Here is a 23,201-nt window from a genome sequence, read left to right as displayed (position 1 = left end):
GTGTGTTGCTCTTCCTTGGTGTGTGGATCAGGCGTAGTCGCCCACCGGGATGCAGCTGCAAAACAGGTTGCGGTCGCCGTGCACGTTGTCAACCCGGCCCACCTGGGGCCAGTACTTCACGCTGCCCGGCACGCGCTGGGCTTGCGCGGCAGCGACTTCTCGGCTGTAGGGGCGGGCCCATTCGCTGCTCAGCAGGCTGTCTGCGGTGTGCGGCGCGTGCTTCAGCGGGTTGTTGTCTTGTGGCCAGGCGCCGGCTTCGACTTGGCGGATTTCTTCGCGGATGGCGATCATGGCGTCGATGAAGCGGTCGATCTCTTCGAGCGTTTCGCTTTCGGTGGGCTCGACCATCAGGGTGTTGGCCACAGGGAAGCTCAGCGTGGGCGCGTGAAAGCCATAGTCCATCAATCGCTTGGCCACGTCCTCGGCCATCACGCCGCAGCTTTCCTTGAAGTGGCGCAGGTCCAGGATGCACTCGTGGGCCACATGGCCGTTGTCACTGGCGTACAGCGTGGGGTAGTGGGCGCTGAGGCGCTTGCTGATGTAGTTGGCCGCCAAAATCGCCGACTCGGTCGCGTGCTTCAGGCCTTCGGCACCCATCATGCGGCAGTACATCCAGCTGATGGGCAGCACGGCCGCATTGCCCAGCGGCGCTGCGCTGACGGCACCCACACCGTTGACCGGCACGCCGCCTGTGGCGTGGCCCGGCAGATAAGGCACCAGGTCTTGCACCACGCACACCGGGCCGACACCGGGGCCGCCACCGCCGTGCGGAATGCAGAAGGTTTTGTGCAGGTTCAGGTGGCTCACGTCGCCGCCAAACTCGCCGGGGGCAGCCACGCCCACCAGCGCGTTCATGTTCGCGCCGTCCACGTACACGCGCCCGCCGTGCTGGTGCACCAGCTCGCACAGGGCTTTGACCTGCGTCTCGAACACACCATGCGTGCTGGGGTAGGTGATCATGACCGCTGCCAGATTCGCGCTGTGCTGCTCGCACTTGGCCTGCAGGTCGGCCATGTCCACGTTGCCGTTCTCATCGCACTTGGTGACGACGACTTGCATGCCGACCATTTGGGCGCTGGCGGGGTTGGTGCCGTGCGCGCTGGACGGGATCAGGCAGATGTTGCGGTGGCCCTGACCTTGGGCGCGGTGGTAGGCCTGAATGACCAAGAGACCGGCGTATTCGCCTTGCGATCCGGCATTGGGCTGCAGGCTGATGCCTTTGTAGCCGGTGGCCTGGCACAGCCAGTCGCGCAACTGCTGGTCCAGCTGGGCATAGCCCTTGAGTTGATCAGCCGGGGCAAAGGGGTGCACATGGGCAAACTCGGGCCAGGTGATGGGGATCATCTCGCTGGTGGCGTTGAGCTTCATGGTGCAGCTGCCCAGCGGGATCATGCTGCGGTCCAGTGCCAGGTCTTTGTCGGACAGCTGGCGGATGTAGCGCAGCATGCCGGTCTCGGAGTGGTAGCGGTTGAAGACGGGGTGGGTCAGGAAGGTGCTGGTGCGGCGCAGCTCGGACGGAATCAAGGGCTCAACGCCTTTTTCAAACGCATCGAAGCTGGGCAGAGATTGGCCCGGGGTGGCGGATTCGGCGGCGAATACTTGCCACAGGGCGTGGATGTCCTCTCGCGTGGTGGTCTCGTCCAGCGAGATCGATACGCTCTTGTCGCAAGCCTTGCGCAGGTTCATGCCCGCTTGCCGGGCCCGTTCGATGAGCGAGGCCGAGGACTCCCCGATGGCGATCCACACGGTGTCAAAGGCGGTTTCTTTGCGCAGCTTGAAGCCCAGGCTCTGCAGGCCTTGCGCGAAGACGGCGGTGTAAGTTGCCACGCGGCGCGCAATGCGCTTCAAGCCCTCTGGACCGTGGTACACGGCGTACATGCTGGCCACCACGGCTGGAAGCACCTGCGCAGTGCAGATGTTGCTCGTGGCTTTTTCGCGGCGGATGTGCTGCTCGCGGGTTTGCAGGGCCAGGCGGTAGGCGGGTTTGCCGTGCACGTCCACACTCACGCCCACCAAGCGGCCGGGCAGTGAGCGTTTGTAGGCGTCGCGGCAGGCCATGAAGGCGGCATGCGGTCCGCCTGCGCCCATGGGCATGCCCAAGCGTTGCGTGGTGCCGACCACGATGTCGGCACCCATCTCGCCTGGGGGCTTGAGCAGTGTGAGGGCCAGCAGGTCGGCGGCCACGATGAGGGCAGCGGATTGCGCGTGGCTTTGGGCGGCGTAGCCACTGAGGTCTTCGACCAACCCGGTGCTGCAGGGGTACTGCACCAGCGCGGCAAAGTGTTCGGCGTCCAGCGCAGCGGTGAACGCGTCCGCACTCTGGGGCACCAGCACCTCAATGCCCAGGGGGTGGGCTCGCGTCTGGATCACTTCGATGGTTTGTGGGTGACAGGCGCGCGAGACCACAAACACCCGGCTCTTGCTTTTGACGGTCCGCATCGCCAAGGTCATGGCCTCGGCGGCGGCCGTGGCCTCGTCCAGCATGGAGGCGTTGGCGATGTCCATGGCCGTCAGGTCGGTGACCATGGTCTGGAAGTTCACCAGCGCTTCCATGCGGCCTTGAGAAATTTCGGCCTGGTAGGGCGTGTAGGCGGTGTACCAAGCGGGGTTTTCCAGAATGTTGCGCAGGATCACACCCGGCGTGTGTGTGCCGTAATAGCCCTGGCCGATGAAACTCTTGAGCAACTGGTTTTGCTGCGCCATGCTTTTGAGTTCGGCCAGTGCAGCAGCCTCGGTCACGGGGGCGGGCAAGTCCATGGCCTGGGCGCGGGCGATGCTGCGCGGCACGATGGACTCGATCAGGGCGCGGCGCGAAGCCTCGCCGATCACGCTGAGCATATGCTGTTCATCGGCAGCGCTGATGCCAATGTGGCGGGCGATGAATTCGGATGGGTTTTCGAGTTCGCCCAAAGGCTTGAGGGTGGACATCAGCATGCGTTTACCTGATCGTGGTGGAGTTCGTTTGATGTAGGAGCCAGCCTGCTGGCGATCAACGGTCGGTCAACCGGGCAATCGACAGCATGGCGCGCTCCTGCTTGAAAAAAATCAGCCCGCAGAAAACTGCTTGTAAGCCGTCTCGTCCAACAAGGCCTCAGCCTGTGCCGGGTTGGACAACTTGACCTTGAAGAACCAGCCTTTGCCCAGCGGGTCGGTGTTGGCCAGCGACGGGTCGCCACGCAGCTCTTCGTTCACCTCGGTGACTTCGCCGTCCACGGGCATGTAAACGTCGGCGGCGGCCTTGACCGACTCGACGACTCCAGCGACTTCTTTGGCTGCAAAAGACTTGCCGACTTCGGGCAGGTCCACAAACACCACATCGCCAAGCGCGTCTTGCGCGTGGTGGGTGATGCCGACAACGGCGGTGTCACCGTCAATTTGCAACCATTCGTGGTCTTCGGTGTACTTGATCATGTGGGGGCTCCTGGTGTGTGTTTGGAAATTAAATTGGGGTCAGATCCCAATTGTTTGGCTTGAATCGGTGTGTGGATTTAATTGGGATCTGACCCCGATTAATTTCAACCGCGGAAATAGCGGTTGGGCACGAAGGGCAGGGCGCTGACTTCCATGGGTACGGCTTTGCCGCGCACCATGGCGTTCAGGCGTGTGCCTGCTGGCGCATATTCTGCCTGCACATAGGCCAGCGCCACGGGCTGATCGGCGGTGGGGGCGAGCAGGCCGCTGGTGACTTCGCCCACCTTCTGGCCCGCGTCGTTGTGCAACTCGACATGCTCGCGCACCGGAACGCGCTCCAGGCCCACCAGACCCACACGCAAGTGCTGCGCCGGGGCTGTGCCGTCCAGCTGCGCCAAAATTTTGGCGGCACCGGGGAAGCCGCCTGCACGCGCGCCACCTGTGCGGCGCACCTTTTGCATGGCCCAGTTCAGGCCCGCTTCGACCGGGGTGGTGGTGCTGTCGATGTCGTTGCCATACAGGCACAGCCCGGCTTCCAGGCGAAGCGAGTTGCGGGCACCCAGGCCAATCGGCTTGACTTCGGGTTGGGCCAGCAGGCGGCGGGCAAAGGCTTCGGCGGCGTGGGCGGGCAGGGAGATTTCAAAACCGTCTTCGCCGGTGTAGCCGCTGCGCGTCACGTACAGGTCTGCACCGTTCAACTCAAAGGCTGCGCCGGTCATGAACACGAGTTTTTCCACACCAGGCAACAGACGCTGCAAAGCGGTCACGGCTTGCGGGCCTTGCAGGGCCAGCAAGGCGCGGTCAAATTGTGGGGTGATGGTGCAGCGGTTGCCAATTCGCTCTTGTATGTGGGCCAAATCGCCGTGTTTGCAGGCACCGTTGACGATCACAAAAATGTCCTCGCCCCTGTTCACAAACATCAGGTCGTCGATGATGCCGCCCTCGTCATTGAGCAGCAGGCCGTAGCGTTGTTTGTGGACACCCAGCCCGATCACGTCCACGGGCATCAGGCTTTCGAAGGCGGCTGCGGCATCCGGCCCACTCAGGCACAACTGGCCCATGTGCGAGACATCGAACAGGCCAGCGGCAGAGCGGGTGTGGTGGTGCTCAGCCACTAAGCCTGCCGGGTATTGCACCGGCATGCTGTAACCCGCAAAAGGCACCATGCGGGCGCCCAGCTCGGTGTGCAGTGCGTTCAAAGGGGTGGTGAGCAAGTTGGCAGCAGCGGTCACAAAAAACTCCAAGGGCAATGAAAAACCACAGCACATGCTGTGGCGCTTGCCCTCGCTGTCCGCTTTACCTGAGAGATTCGCCGGGAACATTCAGCCAAAAAGCCAAACGTTCTGCGGGTTGCTCCTTCGGTGGATGCCGTGGCCCGATGGCCCGGCACCTCTCTCCAGTGAGGTAACGCTTTTGATAAAGCGTTTTGTCAGTCCTTTTGCCTGAGCGTTCAGCAGTTTTTCAAACCGCCTGCGCCTTCGGCGGCCTGACTTGATTCACAAAGGAAGCCAAGTCAGGCGCTCTCCTGACAGGGAGGATTCTAACTTTATTTGTTGTAAATCCAGTCGCGCAAGGTCAAGGATATCTCGGGCACGTAGCTGATCAGCATCAGGCAAGCCAGGATCACGCCGATGAAGGGGATCAGGTCTTTGATGATCCGGTCCAGCGAAATCCTGGCCACCGTACACGCGGCAAACAGGTTCACGCCAAAAGGCGGGGTGATCATGCCCAGGGCCAGGTTGACGATCATCACCATGCCAAAGTGGATCGGGTCGATGCCAAAGTGCATCGCCACCGGCACCAGGATTGGGGCCAGAACGATGATGGCAGCGCTGGTCTCAATGAACATGCCGATGATGAACAGCGCCAAGTTGATGCCCAACAAGAAATACATGGGGGACTGCAACACCTCTTGCAGCCAAGCGCCAATGGCCGCAGGCACGCCGGCCCGGGTGATCATGAATGCAAACAAGCCGGCGTTGGCGATGATGAACATGATCACCGCGCTCGAAATCACCGATTTGCGCAGGATGTTGTACATGTCCTTGAGGCCGATTTCGCGGTAGATCACGGTACCCACAATGAACGAGTAAAGAACCGCGACAGCCGCAGCTTCGGTGGGCGTGAAGACGCCACCATAAATGCCGCCGAGCACAATCACCGGCATGAGCAAAGCCCAGCCCGCTTGCCATGTGGCTTTGCCAAAGCTCAAGCGGCCGTCTCCATCATTTTTGCCCCAACCCATGTACTTGGAGTAAAGCCAGACGAACAGCATCAGGGCGCCGCCAATCAGCAGGCCGGGGCCAACACCCGCAACAAACAATTCACCAATCGAGACTTCGGCAGAGACGCCAAACAAGATCATGGGAATGGACGGAGGAATGATCACGCCCAACTCGGCTGAGGTGGCTTGCAAGGCGGTGGCCCAGGGCTTGGGGTAGCCGTGTTTGATCAGGGCCGGAATCAAGATGGCGCCCACAGCGAAGGTGGTGGCCACCGACGAGCCCGAGACGGCTGCAAAAATCATGCAGGTCAGCACGCAGGTCATGGGCAAGCCACCCTGCACGCCACCCACAATGCTCTTGGCAAATTCGACCAAGCGGCGAGAAATGCCGCCGGTCTCCATCAGGTTGCCCGCCAAAATGAAAAACGGGATGGCGGCCAGCGGGAACTTGTTGATCGAGTTGAACATTTCCTTGACGGAAATGAGCATGTTGGCGTTGGCAATCTGGATGCCGACAATCGCCGACAAACCAATCGAAACGGCCACCGATACCGTCAGTGCAAAGCACAGCAGCATCGTGAAAAGCATGGCTGAACTCATTGCGCGTTCTCCAATTCCATACGCTGGGGATCCAGCCAAAAACCAATGATGCCGATGATGCTGAACACAGCACCCACGGGCAGTGCCAAGTAGGCCCAGAACATGGAAACACCTTCAAGTCCAATCATGGACTGGACGCTGCCCCGGTTGGCATAGTCCCAGCCCCACCACAAAATGATGCCGCACAGGGTCAGGGCCGTGATGGCCACCACGGCATCCAATAAGCGCCGCATGCGGTGGCCGCTCATGCGGTACAGCAAGTCCACGCTCACCATGGAGCCGGTGCGAAAAGCGGTGGGAATGCCGAGAAACACCATCCAGATCAGGCTGAATCGGATCAAGACCTCGGTCCACTCCGCCGGAGACTCGAGGATGAAACGGGTCACAATTTGGTGAATGGCAAAAGCCGAGGCCAAAGCCATCATCGCGCAGGCGACCCTCATCGAGAGGGCGGTGGTCCGCGCCTCAAAGCGTAAAAATAATTGTTTCATGGGGCGTTTCTCGACAAAATCAAAAAACGCCCGCCAATTCAAGATTGAGCGGGCGTTTCCACAAGCTTCAAATCACTTGTAGTTGCGGATACGGTCCAGGTTGGCTTTGCCGAACTGCTTTTCAAATTCAGCCATGGCGGGGCCCATGGTGGCGACAAACTTGGACTTGTCCACGTTCTCGATGATGGTCATGCCTTTTTTGCGCAACTCGGCCACACCGTTGGCATCGTCCTTGTCCACGCGGGCACGGTTGACCTTAACGGCCTCTTTGGCTGAGTCCAAAAAGATCTTTTTATCGGCAGCACTGAGCTTGTCAAAAGTGCCCTTGTTCATCAAGATCACAGCAGGTGAGTACACATGGCCTGTCAGTGTCAGGTGCTTTTGAACTTGGTCAAAGTTGGAGGCCATGATGACCGATAAGGGGTTTTCCTGACCGTCCACAGTGCCTTGTTGCAAAGCAGTGAACACTTCGCTGAAAGCCATGGGGGTGGTCACAATGCCCAAGCTTTTATATGCGGCCACGTGAACAGAGTTCTCCATGGTGCGCATCTTCAGACCCTTGAGGTCGTCCGGAACATTCACAGCGCGTTTGCTGTTGGTCATGTGGCGCACGCCGTTTTCACCCCAAGCCAGGGCTTTCATGCCTTTGGCCTCGAATGTGGCCAGCAATTCTTGGCCAATTGGGCCGTCCAGCACAGCGCGTGCATGGGCTTTGTCGCGGAACAAGAAAGGCACATCCAAAATGCGTGTTTCAGGCACAAAGTTGGGTACGGGGCCGGTAGAGGTGGTGGTCAATTCTTGCGTGCCCAATTGGACCGATTCAATGGATTCACGCTCTGAGCCCAATGCGGCCGAGTAGAAGTTCTGGATCTTGATACGGCCGTTGGTGCGCTTTTCCACCTCTTTGGACAAGGTGTCGATGGCCTCGCCTTGGTGAGAGTTTTGTGCCACCGAAATGCTGTTGCGCATGGTGACTTGCGCAGAGGCCGTGGCCAGGACACCAACGGCCAAACTCAGGCCCAACATCAGTTTGCTCAATTTCATTCGAAAGCTCCTCGTGGATCAGTGGACGACAACAAGTTGGGGATCAACTTGTCATACAAGTTCATTATGGTGTGATCATTGGCCGTTTGGCCTAGGGTTTTCGAGGGGGTGGTGATGCATTGGTGACGCTGCGCGCGGCGTGGCAACCTCGCCGCAATCCAGGCCTTGCAGACCATGGCCCATCCTGGCACGCCAAAAAAAAGAGGCCCTGTAGGGCCTCTTGCGGTTGCTTGCGGCTTCACATGCCTGTGTAGTTGGGCCCACCGCCGCCTTCGGGTGTGACCCAGACGATGTTTTGCGTTGGGTCCTTGATGTCGCAGGTTTTGCAGTGCACGCAATTTTGAGCATTGATTTGCAGGCGGTCGGAGTTGTCTTCGTTTTTCACGAACTCATAAACGCCAGCAGGGCAGTAGCGACTCTCTGGGCCAGCGTATTTGGCCAAGTTGATGCTGACAGGCACCGAGGCGTCCTTGAGCGTCAAGTGGGCCGGCTGGTTTTCTTCGTGGTTGGTGTTGCTGATGAACACGCTGCTCAAGCGGTCAAAGGTCAACTTGCCATCGGGTTTGGGGTAATCGATTTTGGGGCAATCGGCCGCAGGCTTGAGGAACGTGTGGTCGGCCTTGTCCCGGCGCAGCGTCCACGGAATGTGGCCGCGCAGCGCGAACTGCTCGAAGGCGTTCATCAGCGTCGCCACTGTGAGGCCCTTCTTGAACCAGGCCTTGAAGTTGCGCGACTTGTTCAGCTCGGTGTAGAGCCAGCTGGCCTCGAAAGCCTGGGGGTAGGCGCTCAGCTCGTCGTGCTCGCGACCGGCCACGATGGCGTCATACGCGGCTTCAGCGGCCAGCATGCCGGTCTTGATGGCGGCGTGGCTGCCCTTGATGCGGCTCACGTTGAGGTAGCCGGCATCACAACCGACCAAGGCACCACCTGGGAACACGGTCTTGGGCAGACTCATCAAGCCGCCTGCGGTGATGGCGCGTGCACCGTAGCCGATGCGCTTGGCATTGACTTCGCCCTTGTCGTTGGTGAAGTACCACTTGATGTTGGCGTGGGTTTTCCAGCGCTGAAGTTCTTCAAAGGGGCTGAGCCAAGGGTTGGCGTAGTCCAGGCCCACCACGTAGCCGATAGCGATCTTGTTGTCTTCCATGTGGTATATGAACGCGCCGCCGTAGGTGTCGTTGTTCATGGGCCAGCCAGCGGTGTGCATCACAAAACCGGGGGTGTGGCGTGAGGGGTCGATTTCCCAGACTTCCTTGATGCCGATGCCGTAGGTCTGCGGGTCGCGGCCTTCGTCGAGCTTGTATTTGGCGATCAGCTGCTTGCCCAAATGGCCGCGTGCGCCTTCGGCGAACACGGTGTATTTGCCGTGCAGCTCCATGCCGAGCTGGAAGTTCTCGGTTGGCTCGCCGTCTTTGCCAATGCCCAGATTGCCGGTGGCCACGCCTTTGACAGAGCCGTCGTCGTTGTAAAGCACTTCGGCGGCGGTGAAACCGGGGAAAATTTCCACGCCCAAATTCTCGGCCTGTTGGGCCAACCAGCGGGTGAAATTGGACAGGCTGATGATGTAGTTGCCGTGGTTTTGCGCGCACTCGGGCAAGAAGATGCCGGGGGTGCGGGTGGCACCGGTCTCGCTCAGGAAGCTCCAGGCATCGTCGGTCACAGGCTGGTTCAGCGGTGCACCCAACTCTTTCCAGTTGGGCAAGAGTTCGGTCAGGGCCTTGGGGTCCATGATGGCGCCGCTCAGGATGTGGGCGCCGGGCTCGCCGCCTTTTTCCAGCACCACCACCGACACGTCGGTGCCTTTTTCAGCGGCCAGTTGTTTGAGGCGAATGGCCGTGGACAGGCCAGCGGGGCCGCCACCGACCACGACCACGTCGTAGGGCATGGATTCGCGGGGGCCGTAGGTGCTCAGGATTTCTTCGGGGCTCATGACAGACTCTTTTGGACAAGTTGGAAATTGGGGAGCCCGGCACCAGGGGTGTCGGGCGTGTGACTCATTTTATGCATCTTGGGGCGGCTTCCCCAGCACAATGGTGTCAGCTGTTGCGGTGCAACGGATGCGAAACCCCTGGAAGGATTTGACATGGCTTATGAAATCGATTTGTCGGGCCGCGTGGCCCTGGTCACCGGCGCTTCGGGCGGGCTGGGCGCGCAATTTGCCAAAACCTTGGCGGCAGCAGGTGCGGGCGTGGTGCTGGCCAGCCGCCGCATCGAAAAGCTCAAGGACTTGCGCGCCGAGATCGAAGCCGCTGGCGGCGACGCGCATGTGGTTGAGATGGACGTGACCGACCGCCACAGCATTGCAGCGGCCGTGGCGCACGCCGAAACCGAGATGGGCAGCATCGACATTTTGGTGAACAACTCGGGCGTGAGCACCACCCAGCGCATCCAGGATGTGACCGAGGAAGACTATGACTTCATCATGAACACCAATGTGCGCGGTGCATTTTTTGTGGCGCAAGAGGTGGGTCGGCGCATGCTGGCCCGGGCCAAGGGGGCAGCGCCCGGCAGTTTCACGGGCGGGCGCATCATCAACATCGCCTCCATGGCGGGCCTGAAAGTGTTGCCGCAAATTGGTGTGTACTGCATGAGCAAAGCGGCCGTGATCCAGATGACCAAGGCTTTTGCGGTCGAGTGGGGCAAGTTCGGCATCAACGTGAACGCGATTTGCCCGGGCTACATCGACACCGAAATCAACCACCACCATTGGCAAACCGAGCAGGGCCAAAAACTCATCAGCATGCTGCCGCGCAAACGCGTGGGCGAGCCGCAAGACCTGGACGCCTTGTTGATGCTGTTGGCCAGCGACCAGAGCCATTTCATCAACGGCGCGGTGGTGTCGGCCGACGACGGTTTTGCGGTGTGAGGGCCTGGTCATGAAGCTGGAGCTGCCTGAGCGCAAGAAACTGGTCAATGAATTGCTCATCCCCATCCGTTGGGGCGACATGGACGCCATGGGCCACGTCAACAACACGGTGTATTTCCGGTACATGGAAAGCACCCGCATTGACTGGTTTGACAAGATCGGCTTCATTCCGAACCCGCAAGGCGAAGGGCCGGTGATCGCGAACGCGTTTTGCAATTTCTTCAAACAGTTTGAATACCCGGGCCACATTTTGGTCAAGCTCTATGTGAGCGACCCCGGCCGCACCACGTTCGAGAGCTGGTGTACGCTGGAGCGCACGGACCAGCCCGGTGTGGTGTTTGCCGCAGGGGGCGCAACCACCATCTGGGTAGATTTTCCGAAGCAAAAAGCCGTGAGCTTGCCCGACTGGGTGCGGGCCTTGGTCAGCGACTGAAAGCTTCAAGCCGCTGACTGGGCGGGTGCGCCCACCGCACGCCACTGATCGGCGTGGCTTTGCAGCCAGTCTTGCGACAGCGTGGCGCTGCCCACTTGCATGGGGTGAAAGTCTTTGCGGGTGTAGGCCCAGATGGGCTTGGCCACGCGCCAGACCATGCCGTGGCGGCCGAACAGGAACTTGGACGCCGACCACCAGGTCGAAGGCTTGAACAGTGTCTTGTCGTGCCACAGGTTGTTGACGGTCTGGCGGAACACGTCGGTGCTGAACTGCACCGTCACGTACCAAAACCAGCGCATGCGCCAGGTGTGGTTACCGCCCAAGCGCTGGTAAATGTCAAAGGCCACGCATTTGTGTTCGGACTCTTCGGCCGCGTGCCAGCGCCACAGGGTTTTGAGGGGTTCTTCGGCTCCGGCGAACCAGTCGCCAGGCTGGTCGATGCGCTCGAGCGTCAGGTCGCCAAAGATCGAGGTGTAGTGCTCGAATGCGGCGGTGATGGCCAGCTCGTGCAGATAACCCTTGTCGCTCTTGCTGAAAAACTCGTCGCTGCCTTTTTTCAGGCGTTGCTCGGCCCGAGGCCCCCAGTGGTTCACCAAGCCTTGCTTTTCCAGGTGCGCGTTGTAGAGCGCATGCAGGTGGCGGTGGGTCGCTTCCTGGCCCACAAAGCCCTTGGCGATTTGCTTGAGTTCGGCGTTTTCAGGCGTGTCGGGCAGCTGCTTGGCGCCTTCCTTGACCGAGTCGATGAAAAATTGCTCGCCGACAGGAAAACTCATGGACAGCGCATTGGCATAAGCCGTCAAAAAAGCATCTCCGCCATTCCAGTGACGTGAAAATCCAAGACTCAGATCGACGCTCAGGCGGCGTACGGTCAACTCGGTCGGAGCGGTATGTGCGGCAGACAGGGACATGAGCTACTTCATTCAATCAGAATGTGAGTATTATTCAGATTAACGAGCCAGCGCTCAACTCGCTATCCGCTCACTATTTGCTCATGTTCGTGCAAGAGGAATTCATGCCATCAAAAAAAACAGCCATTTCTTCAGAAGTCAAGCTGCATGAGCGTCGCCAGCCGACACAGAGCCGTTCTCAGCAGACCATACAGACCTTGTTTCTAGCGGCTGCTCAGATTATGGACAAGGAAGGTGAGGTGGGCTTGACCACCAACAAGGTGGCAGCGGCGGCGGGTTTTTCGATTGGAACGCTCTATCAATACTTTCCGAGTAAGGAGGCCTTGGTTCGCGCCATGGCCAGCCGCGGAAAGGATCTGGTGCTCAATTCATTGGAGAAGTACCTGTCGGAGCTTGAAAACAGCGCAGATGTTCAGGTGTTGGATGCCCGTGCCGTGCTGGGAAAGGCCATTCGCATCATCTTGCGCGGCTTTGCTGTTGGACAGGGCCTGAGTCCGAGCATGATCCGTTTGTGCTGGAAACTGGAGCAACCCGATGAAACGGCCAGCGCCGTGCGTCAGGTGTCGGATCGATTGGCCATATTCTTTGAGCGCATCCACCACCCTGCGCTGAAAGTGCCCAACACTGCCCAGATGTTTGTTCTCACCCGCTCCATCATCGGCACCTTGCGCAGTGCCAGCCTTGAAAAATCACCTTTGCTGGGCAGTCCCGCCCTTGAGGAAGTGCTGGTTGATTTGGCATGGGCCATGCTGACCCCCAAGACGGTTAAAAATTAGGCAACGATGAATCAGTGCATCATTCAACAGCTTGATGCGTTGTCGCGTAATGAAACAACACGAGCGAAACTGAGCTTTACGCACGCGCATGCTAAAGCTGTTTTGTTCCCGGCGGGCGACCTCATTGCCAACATGATGGCCAGGAACTCGGTGTAGGCCAGTTTGGATTCAATCGTTTGTCGGATTCGGGCCTTTAGCGAGTCCAGAACGCCGTACAAGCGCAGTTGCTTGAGGTGTGGAACAAATTCCTGGATAGGTGGCGTGGGATGCTCTCCTTCGGGCTGTTAATGCAGCAAGTCTTGCTGCATCGCGCGCAAACCGGGTTTTGGCGTAGACCGGGGTGGTGCTTGTCTGCAGCATCGTGAGCCGATCTGCGTTGGTGCTCAGGGTGGTCTTGACGATGCGGTAATGAGGGCTGTTGTGGGCCATGGCACGCTCACAGGCACTCTCCAAGCTGGCCTGACCATAGGTTTTAGCCAAGCCGATGACGTCTTGTTTGGCTCGCAGTCGCTCCAAAATCTTGTCACCCAGAAGCCAATCGATGACCTGTTTGCAATGCGGGCCGATGTGCCCGGCCAGCTCGTCCAGCCACTGGCGGTCACGGGCAAAGAACCGCCGTGAAGATTCACACCTTCCTGGACTTGCGAGGATCGATCCCCTCAGAAATCTACATCAGCGACGGCAAGATGGCCGATGTGCAGGCATTGGACATGTTGCCGCTGGAGGTAGGGGCTTTTTACCTAATGGAGATGTGCTATCTGGACTTCGCTGGCCTGTATGAAAAAACTATGACTTCATGCGCCTTCCAGCCCTATGCATACATAGCCACAATACAGCTCAAAGTAGTTGAATTTGTTCTTTCTCGAACCGGATACTACTGATATTTAACTGGAATAAAACATTAAGAATGTCAAAAATTGATTCTATGGATCGCGGGTTGATGTTTTTATTGATTTGGATGTTTGTATACATCTAAAATAAACATAAATTGCAATAGATGTCTTTATCTGTATGTTAGATTTAACCTAAGTACTCAAATTTTTCTAGTTTTGTTTTCATTTTGTGAAAAAGTCATGACAGACCAAGGAGGCTCTTTGTGCAAAGGTTACTTCATGAATAAATCAATTTCAAAAAATTCGTTAAATAAAAAAAAATTACATTATTCAGCACATTTGGCTTTGTGCACGATGTTGCTGGCTTCTGGCTCGGTGCTGACACAGGTAGCCAGGGCACAAAGCGTGCTCGCTGCCAGTCGTGTCAGCGCACCAGACGCCAAGCCCAGCGTGTTTGAGCTGGGTAATGCATTTGAGGCCCCTGGAAATGTAGACAAGCAAAAAACGCGTCTGATTTTTTACAGGCCCAGTTCATCCAGCTTCAAAGGTGTGGCAAGTGTTTACTACAACGGCATGTACCACGCAACTCTGGCCCGCAACACCTTTACCATCTTGTGTGTCAGCTCTGGCATTGCAAACATAGGCGTAAAACCCGTTGTGCTTGGTCTGCCGGTCAAAGCTGGCATAGACAGCATCAGCTCCGTTGAGCTGCAGGATGGAAAAAACCAATACATCCGGGTCATTGAGGATCGAAACATCAAGATGTTTCAGTCTGTCGATGAGCCAGTTGCCCTGGCCGAAATGGCCACAAGTCGAGAGCAAATCCATACCCTTTCACGCGTCTCGCCGGTGCTCATTTGCAGCAGCAATGCAGATCAGCGCGCAGCACCCAGCGAAACCACCACAACGCCACAACCGCCAACCCAGACAACCAAGCCAACATTCCCAATTGTTCCTGCTACCGCGCCAAGTGATGACGTGCGTACGACACGAGCAAATGAATCGGTGCAAATCATAACGTTCGCTGCCAATGCCTTGTTTGAGTTTGCAGGTTCGAACCAACAGGCGCTGGGTGAAAAAGGCAACGCTGCATTGGACTACCTGATCGCCAATGTCAAAGCTAACTACAGCATCGTCAAGCGCATTCAGGTGCAGGGTTTTTCGGACCCCATAGGCACGCCTCAACAAAACACCCGTTTGGCACGCAAGAGGGCGCAGACCGTGATGGAGTACCTCAAGAAAAACGGTTTTGAGTCTATCCCAATGACATCCGCAGGCTTGGGATCTAGTGCCCTGGTCATCACCTCGTGTGGACGTAACGCGAACGCGCAAAACATCTTGTGCAACAGCCCCAACAGACGTGTCAGGGTCGCCATCAGTGGTATCCGGCGCTGAACCTGTTTTTTGCTGCTTGAACCTTCACTCCCCATTGAACTCTCTGTGAAGCCGCATGAACGTGCGCAGTGAAACCCATTCAATTGTCAAATTAATAAGCAATTTCAAGGAAGCTAAAAATGTCTAAAAACTTCAAAGTTCTGGTTAAAACCAACAAGGCAGAAAACACCCAAGTGTTGGATGTGCAGCAAGGTGCAGCCAGCCGTGGCAAAGCACTGCGCATTGAGGCCGTTGCGGGGGCCAAATACCAGTTGCAAGAAGACGGCAAAGGACAAAACCTTGCACCAGACACCATCAAGGTCAAGCGTGTGGGCAAGCACCTGCACATTTTCTTTGCAGGCAGTAGTGAAGCCGACCTGATCATTGAAAACTACTACGACGTCATGCCTGAAGACTACAACGGGATCATTGGCCAGGCAGAAGACGGCAACTTCTACGAATACATAACGCAAGACCCGTCTCAAGAGGGGTTGATAGGGCGCTTGAGTGATGCAGGCGAGGCCGTAGAGCAAGCCTTGGGCAGCACGCAGGTCGTGAGTACAGGGGCTGCTGTGGGCTTTTTGGTGCCAGTATTTAATCCCCTGATCGCAGCTCTGGGTGTGGTTGGAGCGGGAGCAGCGGTCGCAGCAGCGGGCGCAGGTGCCACCACCCCAACGCCTGTCGGCACGATCATTGCTAGCGTCACGGACAACGTGGGCAACGCCAATGGTGCAGCCGAGGCCCTCCAAAATGGTAGCCTGACCAATGACAATACACCCACATTGACGGGGCAAGCGACAGCGGGCGCCGTCATTTTTATTCGTGATGGAGGCCGGATCATTGGCTCGACCTCCGCAGATGCCAGCGGCAATTGGACTTACACGCCCGATAAACTGGCAGAGGGAAAACACAGCCTGACCGCTGAAACCACCACCAACGGCGTCACCAACGTCAGTCCCGCATTTGAGATCACGGTCGACACCATTGCGCCATCGGCACCAGTGGCCAAACTTGATCCGGGCAGCGACAGCGGCATCCCGGGCGACGGCTACACCAGCAACAAACAACCCACAATGAGCGGCACTGGCACAGCCGGTGACACCATCACCATCAAAGACGCTCAAGGCAAGGTCATCGGCTCAGCCGTGGTCGATGCCAACGGCAACTGGAGCATCAAGCCCACCACAGATCTGCCCCAAGGCACCAATGCGCTGGTTGTGACCGCCACAGACCCGGCTGGCAATACCAGCCAGCCGACACCATTGACGATCGTCATCGACAGCGATGGCGGCAAGACGCAGCCCGGCGGTCAAACCGATCCCAATACCGCGGCCACTGTCACGATCACCAACATCAGCGACGACACTGGCGTGAGCGCCAGCGACTTCGTGACCAAAGACACTTCGCTCAGCTACAGCGGTGCCGTGAGCAACTTCACTGCGAACGGCGACAAGGTCAAAGTGGAGTTGTTGGCTGCCGACGGCACCACTGTGCTGGAGACAGCCTATGTGGACGTGACCGGTGCATCAAGCACCACAGCCGGTGCAGGCGCTTGGACCTGGACACGCGCTGAAGCGCACAAAGACGGCAAATACACCATCCGAGCCACCATTGTGGACGTGCCCGGCAACCAGGTGAATACCGGCACAGGCGGCCAAGCCACGAAAACCCTCATCGTGGACAACAGTGGCAGCACCAATCCTGACAACGGCAGCAACGGCGGTGGTGGCACTGACCCCAACAGCGCCAGCACGGTCAGCGTCAGCGTGACCACCATCCACGACACCGCCAATGGCTCCGTGGACAGCGGCAGCAGCACCACGGACTTCATCACCAACGACAACACCCTGGTCATCAAAGGCACCACCGCAGGCTTTAGCGCTACCGGTGCGGCAGCAGGGGACAAAGTGCGCGTGCAAATAGTGGACAGCACCGGCAAAGTCATCGCCCAGCAATACGTCAGCCCCGACAGCGCAGGCAACTGGAGCATTGACAACAAAGCCAATGCATTGCAAGACGGCAAATACACCATTCAGTCTGACATCGTTGACGCGGCAGACAACGTGGTCAAAGCAGGCACCCCGCAAGCGTTGGTGATTGACACCAACAAAGGCGGCACCGACGCCGCCAGCAACACCAACAGCAGCAGCGGTGCCAGTGAAGTCGACGCCAACGCCGCCAGCGACGTGAGCGTGGCCATCAGCGGCATCACCAACGACACCGGCTTCAGCGCCACCGACTACATCACCGCTGACGGCACCCTCACCATCAGCGGCACCACCACCAAATTCAGCAACACCGGTGGCAGCGCGGGCGACAAAGTGCGCGTGCAAATTGTGGACAGCGCAGGCAAAGTCGTGGCCCAAACGTATGTGGACAGTAACGGCACCTGGTCGTTCAACAACCAAGCCAACACCCTGAGCGACGGCAACTACACCCTCAAAGCGGCCATCGTTGACAAAGCAGACAACATCGTCAAAGCAGGCACTGACAAACCTTTGGTCATCAGCAGCACCGCTGCGCCCACCAACGCCACGGTCAGCATCGCCAGCATCAGCGCTGACACCGGTTACGACGCGACTGACTTCATCACCAAAGACAACACTCTGACCATCAACGGTGCCACCAACAACGGCTACAACGCCAGCACGCAAAAAGTGTTCGTTCAAGTGCTGAGCGGCGACACCGTGGTGGCCTCGGGTTTTGCCAGTGTGGACAACGCAGGCAAGTGGACCTTTCTGCCAGAAACCAGCAGCAACACTGTGGTTGCCGCCAGCCTGGCTGACGGCCGCTACACGATCCGCGCCGTGCTCACCAATACCGCAGGCGCTGAAATCACGGGCACAGCGGCTACCCAAAACCTCATCGTGGACAACAGTGGCAGCACCAATCCTGACAACGGCAGCAACGGCGGTGCTGGCACTGACCCCAACAGCGCCAGCACGGTCAGCGTCAGCGTGACCACCATCCACGACACCGCCAATGGCTCCGTGGACAGCGGCAGCAGCACCACGGACTTCATCACCAACGACAACACCCTGGTCATCAAAGGCACCACCGCAGGCTTTAGCGCTACCGGTGCGGCAGCAGGGGACAAAGTGCGCGTGCAAATAGTGGACAGCACCGGCAAAGTCATCGCCCAGCAATACGTCAGCCCCGACAGCGCAGGCAACTGGAGCATTGACAACAAAGCCAATGCATTGCAGGACGGCAAATACACCATTCAGTCTGACATCGTTGACGCGGCAGACAACGTGGTCAAAGCAGGCACCCCGCAAGCGTTGGTGATTGACACCAACAAAGGCGGCACCGACGCCGCCAGCAACACCAACAGCAGCAGCGGTGCCAGTGAAATCGACGCCAACGCCGCCAGCGACGTGAGCGTGGCCATCAGCGGCATTACCGACGACACCGGCTTCAGCGCCACCGACTACATCACTGCTGACGGCACCCTCACCATCAGCGGCACCACCACCAAATTCAGCAACACCGGTGGCAGCGCGGGCGACAAAGTGCGCGTGCAAATTGTGGACAGCGCAGGCAAAGTTGTTGCAGAAAAGTACACCGACCCTGCATCAGGCAGCTGGTCGTTTGACAACCAAGCCAACACCCTGGTGGACGGCAGCTACACGGTCAAAGCGGCCATCGTTGACAAAGCGGGCAACCCTGTGAAGTCGGCGCCTGACCAAGCCCTGGTCATCAACAGCGGCAACACGCCCACCACGGCCAAGCTGGCCATCAGCAGCATCAGCGAAGACACGGGCGTGAGCGCCAGCGACTTCATCACCCAAGACAATCAGCTGACCATCACCGGCACCACTGACGGATTCACCGTGGGCAGCACCGACAAGATTTTGGTGCAAGTCATCAACGTCAGCACGGGTGCAGTGGTGAGCAGCGGCTATGCCGCACACAGCAACACCAGCGCCAACGCAGCCTGGAGCTTTGTCACTAACGGCGACAGCGCCAACACCGTGAGCGCCGCCACGCTGGCGGACGGCAGCTACACCATCCGCGCCGTGTACACCAGCAGCGCTGGTGTGCAAATCAGTCAAGCTGTCACCCAAAGCCTGGTGATCGACAACTCGGGCGGCAACAATCCTGGCAACGGCGGCAACGGCGGCAACGGCGGCAACGGGGGCAACGGCGGCAACGGCGGTGAAACGACCGACCCCAACAGTGCCAACACCGTCACCGTGGCCATCAGCGGGATCAGCGAAGACACTGGCGTAAGCGGTGCTGATCTGGTCACCTCAGACCAAACGCTGGTCATCAGCGGCAACACCGCAGGCTTTACCGACACCAACGGCGGTGCAGGCGACGTGGTGCGTGTGCAAATCATCAACACCGCCAGCGGCAGCACCGCAGGCAACCGCACCGCCTTTGTCAAAGTCGACGCCAGTGGCAACTGGTCCCTGGACAACCAGGCCAACACCCTGGACGCAGGCACTTACACCCTCAAAGCCGACATCGTTGACGCAGCAGGCAACCCCGTCAAACTTGGCACTGATCGCACCCTCAAAGTGCAAACCGCCGTTGACAACACCACCAACAGCGCAGCGGTGGTAGCCATCACCGGCATCACCGAAGACACGGGTGCCAGCAGCAGCGACTTCATCACCAGCGACAACCTCCTCAGCTTCAAGGGCACGGTCAGCGGCTACACGGCCAACACGGCCACACCGGCCAACAGCGACAAAGTCAAAGTGGAACTGCTGGCGGCCAATGGCACCGACGTCATCGCCACCGCGTATGTGGATGTCAGCGTCACCAGTGGCACCAACGGCACATGGGTCTGGCCTTACCAAACCCTGCAAGCTGACGGCAACTACAGCGTGCGCGCCAGCTTGGTCAACACTGCGGGTCTGCCCGTTAACACCGGTGCCACCGGCACGGCCACGCGAGCTCTGACCATCGACAGCGATGGCAGCAAGACGCAGCCCGGCGGTCAAACCGATCCCAACACCGCGGCCACTGTCACGATCACCAACATCAGCGACGACACTGGCGTGAGCGCCAGCGACTTCATCACCACAGACAACAGCCTCACCTACAGCGGCGCAGTCACAGGCTTTACCAACAACGGCGATGTTGTCAAAGTTGACATCAAAAACGCAGCTGGCGAAGTCGTCAATACGGCCTACGTCAAACCCGTCAACAACGTCTGGACGTGGACCGATACCAACACCAGCCGGGCTGATGGCAACTACACCGTCGTTGCCACCGTGGTGGACCCAGCAGGCAACCGCGTCAACACAGGTGCCAACGGCCAAGCCACGCAAATTGTCACCATCGACAACGCAGGCGACAGCAACACCGACCACACCAACGGCAGCGGCACACCCCAAACCGACCCCAACACCGCAGCCACCGCCAGCATCGTCAGCATCAGCGATGACACAGGCCCTGAAGCCAACGACTTCGTCACCAACGACGCCACCCTGACCATCAAAGGCACGGTGAGTGGCCTGAGCGCTACGGGCATCCATGCGGGCGACCAACTCTTGGTCGAAATCAAAGACAACGCAGACGCAGTGGTAGCCAAGCAATACATCAAGCCCGACAGCGCAGGCAACTGGGCACTGAACAACACCGCCAACACTCTGGCGGACGGCAAATACACCATTGTTGTTCACGTCGTTGATTTGGCAGGCAACAAAGTCAAAGCCGATGCCGACACCCAAGTGCTGATCATTGACACCAACAAAGGCGGCACCGACGCCGCCAGCAACACCAACAGCAGCAGCGGTGCCAGTGAAGTCGACGCCAACGCCGCCAGCGACGTGAGCGTGGCCATCAGCGGCATCACCAACGACACCGGCTTCAGCGCCACCGACTACATCACCGCTGACGGCACCCTCACCATCAGCGGCACCACCACCAAATTCAGCAACACCGGTGGCAGCGCGGGCGACAAAGTGCGCGTGCAAATTGTGGACAGCGCAGGCAAAGTCGTGGCCCAAACGTATGTGGACAGTAACGGCACCTGGTCGTTCAACAACCAAGCCAACACCCTGAGCGACGGCAACTACACCCTCAAAGCGGCCATCGTTGACAAAGCAGACAACATCGTCAAAGCAGGCACTGACAAACCTTTGGTCATCAGCAGCACCGCTGCGCCCACCAACGCCACGGTCAGCATCGCCAGCATCAGCGCTGACACCGGTTACGACGCGACTGACTTCATCACCAAAGACAACACTCTGACCATCAACGGTGCCACCAACAACGGCTACAACGCCAGCACGCAAAAAGTGTTCGTTCAAGTGCTGAGCGGCGACACCGTGGTGGCCTCGGGTTTTGCCAGTGTGGACAACGCAGGCAAGTGGACCTTTCTGCCAGAAACCAGCAGCAACACTGTGGTTGCCGCCAGCCTGGCTGACGGCCGCTACACGATCCGCGCCGTGCTCACCAATACCGCAGGCGCTGAAATCACGGGCACAGCGGCTACCCAAAACCTCATCGTGGACAACAGTGGCAGCACCAATCCTGACAACGGCAGCAACGGCGGTGGTGGCACTGACCCCAACAGCGCCAGCACGGTCAGCGTCAGCGTGACCACCATCCACGACACCGCCAATGGCTCCGTGGACAGCGGCAGCAGCACCACGGACTTCATCACCAACGACAACACCCTGGTCATCAAAGGCACCACCGCAGGCTTTAGCGCTACCGGTGCGGCAGCAGGGGACAAAGTGCGCGTGCAAATAGTGGACAGCACCGGCAAAGTCATCGCCCAGCAATACGTCAGCCCCGACAGCGCAGGCAACTGGAGCATTGACAACAAAGCCAATGCATTGCAGGACGGCAAATACACCATTCAGTCTGACATCGTTGACGCGGCAGACAACGTGGTCAAAGCAGGCACCCCGCAAGCGTTGGTGATTGACACCAACAAAGGCGGCACCGACGCCGCCAGCAACACCAACAGCAGCAGCGGTGCCAGTGAAGTCGACGCCAACGCCGCCAGCGACGTGAGCGTGGCCATCAGCGGCATTACCGACGACACCGGCTTCAGCGCCACCGACTACATCACTGCTGACGGCACCCTCACCATCAGCGGCACCACCACCAAATTCAGCAACACCGGTGGCAGCGCGGGCGACAAAGTGCGCGTGCAAATTGTGGACAGCGCAGGCAAAGTTGTTGCAGAAAAGTACACCGACCCTGCATCAGGCAGCTGGTCGTTTGACAACCAAGCCAACACCTTGGTGGACGGCAGCTACACGATCAAAGCGGCCATCGTTGACAAAGCGGGCAACCCTGTGAAGTCGGCGCCTGACCAAGCCCTGGTCATCAACAGCGGCAACACGCCCACCACGGCCAAGCTGGCCATCAGCAGCATCAGCGAAGACACGGGCGTGAGCGCCAGCGACTTCATCACCCAAGACAATCAGCTGACCATCACCGGCACCACTGACGGCTTCACCGTGGGCAGCACCGACAAGATTTTGGTGCAAGTCATCAACGTCAGCACGGGTGCAGTGGTGAGCAGCGGCTATGCCGCACACAGCAACACCAGCGCCAACGCAGCCTGGAGCTTTGTCACTAACGGCGACAGCGCCAACACCGTGAGCGCCGCCACACTGGCGGACGGCAGCTACACCATCCGCGCCGTGTACACCAGCAGCGCTGGTGTGCAAATCAGTCAAGCTGTCACCCAAAGCCTGGTGATCGACAACTCGGGCGGCAACAACCCTGGCAACGGCGGTAACGGCGGTAACGGCGGTAACGGCGGCAACGGCGGTAACGGCGGTGAAACGACCGACCCCAACAGTGCCAACACCGTCACCGTGGCCATCAGCGGGATCAGCGAAGACACTGGCGTAAGCGGTGCTGATCTGGTCACCTCAGACCAAACGCTGGTCATCAGCGGCAACACCGCAGGCTTTACCGACACCAACGGCGGTGCAGGCGACGTGGTGCGTGTGCAAATCATCAACACCGCCAGCGGCAGCACCGCAGGCAACCGCACCGCCTTTGTCAAAGTCGACGCCAGTGGCAACTGGTCCCTGGACAACCAGGCCAACACCCTGGACGCAGGCACTTACACCCTCAAAGCCGACATCGTTGACGCAGCAGGCAACCCCGTCAAACTTGGCACTGATCGCACCCTCAAAGTGCAAACCGCCGTTGACAACACCACCAACAGCGCAGCGGTGGTAGCCATCACCGGCATCACCGAAGACACGGGTGCCAGCAGCAGCGACTTCATCACCAGCGACAACCTCCTCAGCTTCA

The 23,201-nt window shown here is 58.9% G+C and carries 14 protein-coding genes and 2 riboswitches; of the genes, 6 read left to right on the top strand and 8 right to left on the bottom strand.

What is annotated here, in order from left to right; genetic code table 11:
* Nucleotides 1–27 precede the first annotated feature (27 nt).
* The 7 genes from gcvP to AMM33_RS03280 form a co-directional block, all read right to left on the bottom strand.
* Complete coding sequence (gene gcvP / locus AMM33_RS03310; RefSeq protein WP_090138822.1) at nucleotides 28–2,934, bottom strand: aminomethyl-transferring glycine dehydrogenase; 2,907 nt, start codon at nucleotides 2,932–2,934, stop codon at nucleotides 28–30.
* A gap of 111 nt (nucleotides 2,935–3,045) precedes the next feature.
* Nucleotides 3,046–3,411: a glycine cleavage system protein GcvH gene (gene gcvH / locus AMM33_RS03305; RefSeq protein WP_090138820.1), complete on the bottom strand. Its 366-nt coding sequence runs from the start codon at nucleotides 3,409–3,411 to the stop codon at nucleotides 3,046–3,048.
* 104 nt (nucleotides 3,412–3,515) lie between these two features.
* On the bottom strand, nucleotides 3,516–4,679 hold the full coding sequence (gene gcvT, locus AMM33_RS03300) for a glycine cleavage system aminomethyltransferase GcvT (protein ID WP_194945238.1): 1,164 nt from the start codon (nucleotides 4,677–4,679) through the stop codon (nucleotides 3,516–3,518).
* 9 nt (nucleotides 4,680–4,688) lie between these two features.
* Nucleotides 4,689–4,821, bottom strand: a riboswitch (glycine riboswitch).
* A 10-nt stretch (nucleotides 4,822–4,831) separates the two neighbouring features.
* Nucleotides 4,832–4,949: riboswitch (glycine riboswitch) on the bottom strand.
* A gap of 8 nt (nucleotides 4,950–4,957) precedes the next feature.
* The gene (locus AMM33_RS03295; RefSeq protein WP_090138819.1) at nucleotides 4,958–6,235 is read right to left on the bottom strand and encodes a TRAP transporter large permease; all 1,278 of its coding nucleotides are present in this window, start codon (nucleotides 6,233–6,235) and stop codon (nucleotides 4,958–4,960) included.
* On the bottom strand, nucleotides 6,232–6,726 hold the full coding sequence (locus AMM33_RS03290) for a TRAP transporter small permease (protein WP_090139186.1): 495 nt from the start codon (nucleotides 6,724–6,726) through the stop codon (nucleotides 6,232–6,234). Before AMM33_RS03290 ends, AMM33_RS03295 begins: the two co-directional genes overlap by 4 nt.
* A 72-nt stretch (nucleotides 6,727–6,798) precedes the next feature.
* Nucleotides 6,799–7,770 carry a TRAP transporter substrate-binding protein gene (locus AMM33_RS03285; RefSeq protein WP_090138817.1) on the bottom strand — a complete coding sequence of 324 codons (972 nt, stop codon included), beginning with the start codon at nucleotides 7,768–7,770 and terminating at the stop codon, nucleotides 6,799–6,801.
* 238 nt (nucleotides 7,771–8,008) lie between these two features.
* On the bottom strand, nucleotides 8,009–9,700 hold the full coding sequence (locus tag AMM33_RS03280; RefSeq protein ID WP_090138815.1) for an electron transfer flavoprotein-ubiquinone oxidoreductase: 1,692 nt from the start codon (nucleotides 9,698–9,700) through the stop codon (nucleotides 8,009–8,011).
* A 153-nt stretch (nucleotides 9,701–9,853) separates the two neighbouring features.
* Here AMM33_RS03280 and AMM33_RS03275 point away from each other — a divergent pair, with 153 nt between their 5' ends.
* The gene (locus tag AMM33_RS03275) at nucleotides 9,854–10,636 is read left to right on the top strand and encodes an SDR family oxidoreductase (RefSeq protein ID WP_090138813.1); all 783 of its coding nucleotides are present in this window, start codon (nucleotides 9,854–9,856) and stop codon (nucleotides 10,634–10,636) included.
* A 10-nt stretch (nucleotides 10,637–10,646) separates the two neighbouring features.
* A complete protein-coding gene (locus AMM33_RS03270) occupies nucleotides 10,647–11,069 on the top strand; it encodes an acyl-CoA thioesterase (RefSeq protein ID WP_090138811.1) in 423 nt (140 codons plus the stop codon).
* 5 nt (nucleotides 11,070–11,074) lie between these two features.
* Here the strand turns inward: AMM33_RS03270 and AMM33_RS03265 are convergent, their stop codons facing one another.
* Nucleotides 11,075–11,977, bottom strand: a complete 903-nt coding sequence (locus tag AMM33_RS03265; protein ID WP_090138809.1) for a metal-dependent hydrolase — start codon at nucleotides 11,975–11,977, stop codon at nucleotides 11,075–11,077.
* A 104-nt stretch (nucleotides 11,978–12,081) separates the two neighbouring features.
* Here AMM33_RS03265 and AMM33_RS03260 point away from each other — a divergent pair, with 104 nt between their 5' ends.
* The 4 genes from AMM33_RS03260 to AMM33_RS03240 all read left to right on the top strand — a co-directional run.
* Nucleotides 12,082–12,753, top strand: coding sequence for a TetR/AcrR family transcriptional regulator (locus AMM33_RS03260; protein WP_228767935.1), 672 nt, complete (start codon nucleotides 12,082–12,084; stop codon nucleotides 12,751–12,753).
* 617 nt (nucleotides 12,754–13,370) lie between these two features.
* Entirely contained in the window at nucleotides 13,371–13,634 is a 264-nt protein-coding gene (locus AMM33_RS22710; protein ID WP_090138803.1) for a hypothetical protein, read from the top strand.
* A 231-nt stretch (nucleotides 13,635–13,865) separates the two neighbouring features.
* A complete protein-coding gene (locus AMM33_RS03245; RefSeq protein WP_194945207.1) occupies nucleotides 13,866–14,981 on the top strand; it encodes an OmpA family protein in 1,116 nt (371 codons plus the stop codon).
* A 119-nt stretch (nucleotides 14,982–15,100) separates the two neighbouring features.
* Nucleotides 15,101–23,201, top strand: an 8,101-nt coding sequence (locus AMM33_RS03240) for a beta strand repeat-containing protein (RefSeq protein ID WP_228767933.1), incomplete at its 3' end; no start/stop codon positions are given.

Source organism: Limnohabitans sp. DM1 (assembly GCF_001269385.1).
Lineage (GTDB): Bacteria > Pseudomonadota > Gammaproteobacteria > Burkholderiales > Burkholderiaceae_C > Limnohabitans_A.
The sequence above is the reverse complement of the archived record's forward strand: the minus strand, read 5'-3'. Positions and strand labels throughout refer to the sequence as shown.

Excerpts from the sequence above, each read along its gene's own strand:
- AMM33_RS03280 (WP_090138815.1), bottom strand. The coding sequence starts at position 9,700 with ATGAGCCCCGAAGAAATCCTGAGCACCTACGGCCCCCGCGAATCCATG.
- gcvP (WP_090138822.1), bottom strand. The coding sequence starts at position 2,934 with ATGCTGATGTCCACCCTCAAGCCTTTGGGCGAACTCGAAAACCCATCC.
- AMM33_RS03270 (WP_090138811.1), top strand. The coding sequence starts at position 10,647 with ATGAAGCTGGAGCTGCCTGAGCGCAAGAAACTGGTCAATGAATTGCTC.
- AMM33_RS03275 (WP_090138813.1), top strand. The coding sequence starts at position 9,854 with ATGGCTTATGAAATCGATTTGTCGGGCCGCGTGGCCCTGGTCACCGGC.
- AMM33_RS03260 (WP_228767935.1), top strand. The coding sequence starts at position 12,082 with ATGCCATCAAAAAAAACAGCCATTTCTTCAGAAGTCAAGCTGCATGAG.
- AMM33_RS03295 (WP_090138819.1), bottom strand. The coding sequence starts at position 6,235 with ATGAGTTCAGCCATGCTTTTCACGATGCTGCTGTGCTTTGCACTGACG.
- AMM33_RS03285 (WP_090138817.1), bottom strand. The coding sequence starts at position 7,770 with ATGAAATTGAGCAAACTGATGTTGGGCCTGAGTTTGGCCGTTGGTGTC.
- AMM33_RS03265 (WP_090138809.1), bottom strand. The coding sequence starts at position 11,977 with ATGTCCCTGTCTGCCGCACATACCGCTCCGACCGAGTTGACCGTACGC.
- AMM33_RS03290 (WP_090139186.1), bottom strand. The coding sequence starts at position 6,726 with ATGAAACAATTATTTTTACGCTTTGAGGCGCGGACCACCGCCCTCTCG.
- gcvT (WP_194945238.1), bottom strand. The coding sequence starts at position 4,679 with ATGTGCTGTGGTTTTTCATTGCCCTTGGAGTTTTTTGTGACCGCTGCT.
- AMM33_RS03245 (WP_194945207.1), top strand. The coding sequence starts at position 13,866 with ATGAATAAATCAATTTCAAAAAATTCGTTAAATAAAAAAAAATTACAT.
- gcvH (WP_090138820.1), bottom strand. The coding sequence starts at position 3,411 with ATGATCAAGTACACCGAAGACCACGAATGGTTGCAAATTGACGGTGAC.